A 4,144-nucleotide genomic window follows, 5' to 3' on the forward strand; every position below is an offset into this window, starting at 1 on the left:
TGCGACAGGAGCAGGCCTCGCCGTTCAAACCAGCTTGCGGGTGGCCGTGGCCGGGGTGATCTGAGAGAACCCCTCCCCTACCCCCCTCCCGCGAGGGGAGGGGGGGACTCATTTGGTCTGGGTCCGCGTCATCTCCTGGCTCTTGTCTTCTTCGCTCGCCTCCGCCGTCACCCTCGTGCCGGGCGGCGGGTGGTCCAGCAGGACCTGCCGCAGCGCCTCGAACTGGTCGGCCCGCGGGTCGCTCTGGCGCCAGGCCAGCCCGACCACGCGGCCCGGCGGCGTGCCGTCGAAGCCGGCATAGCTGACCAGGCCGCCGACGCTGGCCTCGCCCAGCGTCGCCAGCCGCGGGAACAGGCTGTAGCCGGCGCCGGCGGCGATCATCTGGCGCAGCGTCTCCAGGCTGGTGCTGTGGCGCTTGCCGCCGGCGCCGAGCGTGCCGCAGACGTCCAGCGCCTGGTCGCGCAGGCAGTGCCCGTCCTCCAGCAGCAAGAGGCCGTCGCGCGGCAGCTCGGCGACTCGGGCGGCGCCGTCCGCCGCCACCGGCCGGTCGGTCGGCTGGGCCAGGACGAAGGGTTCGAAGAACAGCGGCGCCGTCGCGATCTGCGGGTCGGCGACCGGCAGCGACAGGAACACCAGGTCCAGCGCGCCATGGCGCAGCGCCTCGACCAGCTGATAGGTGCGGCCCTCATGCAGCACCAGCTCCAGCCTCGGGAAGGCTTGGCGCAGCGGCCGCAGCATGTGTGGGAACAGATAGGGGCCAAGCGTCTCGATCGCGCCCACGGTCAGTGGGCCTGACAGCGGCGCGTCCAGCTCTTGCGCCAGCGCCATCAGCCGCCGCGCCTCCAGCAGCACGCGGCGGGCCTGGGCCAGGATGACCTCGCCCTTGGCCGTCACCAGCACGGTCTTCGGCCCGCGCTCGAACACCGCCAGGCCCAGCGTCTCCTCCAGCTTGCGGATCTGCATGCTCAGCGCCGGCTGGCTGACGCCGCAGCGCTCCGCCGCCTGGCCGAAATGGCGCAGCTCGGCGACGGCGACGAGGTATTCGAGATCGCGGAGGGAAAGGCCAGCGAGGGTCATGTTCATCTATGTACGATAAGCGATGCCTATCTACCAGATCGGATGGATCGATTGGATCTTATCGGGACGGTAAAGGAGGCTCAGGCCCAAGACACAGGAGCCAGCCATGCCGCCCTTTCCCGGACCAGTCCTCGTCGCCCGCCGCCGCCGGATCGCCCTGGTGCTGCTGCAGATCGGCGGACCGGACCGGCTCGAGGCGGTCGGTCCATTCCTGCGAAACTTCTTCTCCGACCCCGAGATCATCCGCCTGCCGCGGCTGCCGCGGGCGGTGGTGGCGCGGCTGATCGCCCGCCGCCGCACCCCGGTCGCGACCGGGATCTACCGCCAGCTCGGCGGCGCCTCGCCCATCCTGGCCCAGACCCGGGCGCAGGGCCGGGCGGTGGCGGCGCGGCTGGGTGACCTCCGCGAGGTCCGGTCCTTCACGGCGATGCGCTACTGGCACCCCTTCGCGGCCGAGACGGCGGCGGAGCTGCGGGCCTGGCAGCCCGACGAGATCGTGCTGCTGCCGCTGTATCCGCAGTATTCGACCACCACCACCCGCTCGGCCCTGACCGACTGGGCCGCGGCCGCTCGCGCCGCCGGCCTCTTCGCCCCGACCCGGGTGGTCGAGGCGGCGCCGGCGGAGCCGGGCTTCATCGCCGCCCAGGCCGAGCTGATCCGCCGCGCTTGGCCGCCTTATGGCGGGCGGCACCGGCTGCTGTTCACCGCTCACGGCCTGCCGCTGCCGATCGTACAGGCCGGCGACCCCTATCCCGACCAGGTCCACGCCTCGGCCGAGGCGGTGGTGTCGGCGCTCGGCATGCCCGGCCTCGACTGGCGCATCGCCTTCCAGAGCCGGGTGACGCCGCAGGAATGGCTCAAGCCGGACACGGAGGAGGAGGTGAAGCAGGCCGGGCGCGACGGCGTCGGCCTGGTGCTGGTGCCGATCGCCTTCGTCTCCGAGCATTCCGAGACGCTGGTCGAGCTCGACATCGAGTACCGCGCGGTGGCCGAGGCGGCCGGCGTACCATCCTTCATCCGTGTCCCGACCGTCGGCGTGCACCCGGCCTATGTCGCCGGCCTCGCCGCCCAGGTGCGGCAGGCGCTCGGCGCCGGCCCGGTGCAGGAGGCGGCGTGATGCGTCCGGCCCTGAACGCGCTGCTGGCCGACCTCGCCCGCCACGGTGCCAGCCTCACCCTCGAGAACGGCCGGGTCGGCGTGCAGGGCGAGCTGCCGCCGGAGCTGCTGCTGCGGCTGCACCGGCATCGCCGCGACCTGCTGCCCCTGGTCGAACGCGGCACTCACTTATCGCGCCGATAAACACGATCGATTTCCCTGATCGAAGCGTGACGGCAATCCTCTTTCCCATGGCGGACATCCCGCCCGACAGGAGCCCTTGATGACCACCCTGACCACGACCTTCGGCGCCCCGGTTCCGGACAACCAGAACTCCCTGACCGCCGGCCCGCGCGGCCCGGTGCTGATCCAGGACTTCCACCTGATCGAGAAGCTAGCGCATTTCAACCGCGAGCGGATCCCGGAGCGGGTGGTGCATGCCAAGGGCGCCGGCGCCTACGGCACCTTCCGCGTCACCGCCGACGTCACCAGATGGACCCAGGCGAAGTTCCTGGCCGCGGTCGGGAAGGAGACGGAGGTGTTCCTGCGCTTCTCCACCGTCGGCGGCGAGAAGGGTTCGGCCGATGCCGAGCGCGACCCGCGCGGCTTCGCGCTGAAGTTCTACACCGAGGACGGCAACTACGACATCGTCGGCAACAACACGCCGATCTTCTTCATCCGCGACCCGCTGAAGTTCCCGGACTTCATCCACACCCAGAAGCGCAACCCGGCCACCAACCTGAAGGACCCGACGGCGGTGTGGGACTTCGCCTCGCTGTCGCCTGAGACGCTGCACCAGTTCACCATCCTGTTCAGCGACCGCGGCACGCCGCGCAGCTATCGCCACATGGACGGCTTCTCCAGCCACACCTTCAGCTGGATCGACGCGGCCGGGCAGCGGGTCTGGGTCAAGTATCACTTCAAGACGAAGCAGGGGATACAGAACTTCACCGGCGAGCAGGCGCAGGCGATGACCGGCATCGACCCCGACCACGCCACCCGCGACCTGTTCGCCGCGATTCAGGACGGCGATTTCCCGGCCTGGACGGTGTCGGTGCAGATCATGACCGAGGCTGAAGCGGAGGCCTTCCCGATCGACCCGTTCGACCTGACCAAGGTGTGGCCGCACGCGGCGCATCCGCTGATCGAGATCGGCGAGCTGGTGCTGAACCGGAACCCGCAGAACTACTTCGCCGAGGTCGAGCAGTCGGCCTTCAGCCCGGCCAATGTGGTGCCCGGCATCTCCTTCAGCCCGGACAAGATGCTGCAGGGCCGGCTGTTCGCCTATGGCGACGCGCATCGCTACCGCCTGGGCGGCAATCACGGCCTGCTGCCGGTCAACCGGCCGCACGCCGCCGTGGCCAGCAACTACCAGCGCGACGGGCAGATGCGCTTCGACGACAACGGCAAGGGCGCGGTGAACTACGAGCCGAACAGCTTCGGCGGGCCGAAGCAGGACCCGGCGGCGGCCGAGCCGGCGCTGCCCCTGCGCGGCGCGGCCGACCGCTACGACCACCGCGCCGGCAACGACGACTACAGTCAGGCCGGCGACCTGTTCCGGCTGCTGGATGACGGCGCCCGCGCCCGGCTGATGGACAACATCGCGGGATCGATGCGGTCGGTGCCGGAGGCGATCCAGCGCCGCCAGATCGCCCATTTCGCCAAGGCCGACCCGGCCTATGGCGCCGGCGTGGCCGAGCGGCTGGGCCTGGCGATCGCCGCCGCGGCGGCCTGAGCCTCCGGGATCCGAAAGGGCAGCGGCCGTTGCTCTGTGGGGCCGCCGTCCGGACTGGCCCGCCATCCCCCTTTCCGGGATGGCGGGTCTTTTCCGTCTCAGCCCGCCAGCGTCTTTGCCATGAACACGCTCAGCGGGTCGGGGCCGTAGGCGCCGAAGGGGCCGGTCTCGCGATAGCCGAAGCTGCGGTACAGGCCGATCGCCTCGGTCGACTTCACCCCCGTCTCCAGCCGCAGC

General features: G+C 70.8%; 4 protein-coding genes. 3 read left to right on the plus strand and 1 reads right to left on the minus strand.

Going from position 1 to position 4,144, the window contains the following annotated elements:
- Positions 1–108: 108 nt before the first annotated feature.
- Positions 109–1,077, minus strand: a complete 969-nt coding sequence (locus P409_RS28180) for a LysR substrate-binding domain-containing protein (protein WP_081991860.1) — start codon at positions 1,075–1,077, stop codon at positions 109–111.
- A gap of 106 nt (positions 1,078–1,183) precedes the next feature.
- On the opposite strand from P409_RS28180, the gene hemH reads away from it, so the two are divergent.
- The 3 genes from hemH (at position 1,184) to P409_RS28195 (ending at position 3,907) form a co-directional block, all read left to right on the plus strand.
- Positions 1,184–2,194: a ferrochelatase gene (hemH, locus tag P409_RS28185; protein WP_052121498.1), complete on the plus strand. Its 1,011-nt coding sequence runs from the start codon at positions 1,184–1,186 to the stop codon at positions 2,192–2,194.
- Positions 2,194–2,376, plus strand: a complete 183-nt coding sequence (locus P409_RS28190; RefSeq protein WP_034846233.1) for a hypothetical protein — start codon at positions 2,194–2,196, stop codon at positions 2,374–2,376. Before hemH ends, P409_RS28190 begins: the two co-directional genes overlap by 1 nt.
- A gap of 79 nt (positions 2,377–2,455) precedes the next feature.
- Positions 2,456–3,907 (plus strand): catalase, encoded by a 1,452-nt coding sequence (locus tag P409_RS28195; RefSeq protein WP_034846234.1) that lies wholly within the window; start codon positions 2,456–2,458, stop codon positions 3,905–3,907.
- The last annotated feature ends 237 nt before the right edge of the window (positions 3,908–4,144 follow it).

Origin of the sequence: Inquilinus limosus MP06 (assembly GCF_000767795.1) — a bacterium.
Classification (GTDB): domain Bacteria; phylum Pseudomonadota; class Alphaproteobacteria; order DSM-16000; family Inquilinaceae; genus Inquilinus; species Inquilinus limosus_E.

Excerpts from the sequence above, each read along its gene's own strand:
- P409_RS28180 (WP_081991860.1), bottom strand. The coding sequence starts at position 1,077 with ATGACCCTCGCTGGCCTTTCCCTCCGCGATCTCGAATACCTCGTCGCC.
- hemH (WP_052121498.1), top strand. The coding sequence starts at position 1,184 with ATGCCGCCCTTTCCCGGACCAGTCCTCGTCGCCCGCCGCCGCCGGATC.
- P409_RS28190 (WP_034846233.1), top strand. The coding sequence starts at position 2,194 with ATGCGTCCGGCCCTGAACGCGCTGCTGGCCGACCTCGCCCGCCACGGT.
- P409_RS28195 (WP_034846234.1), top strand. The coding sequence starts at position 2,456 with ATGACCACCCTGACCACGACCTTCGGCGCCCCGGTTCCGGACAACCAG.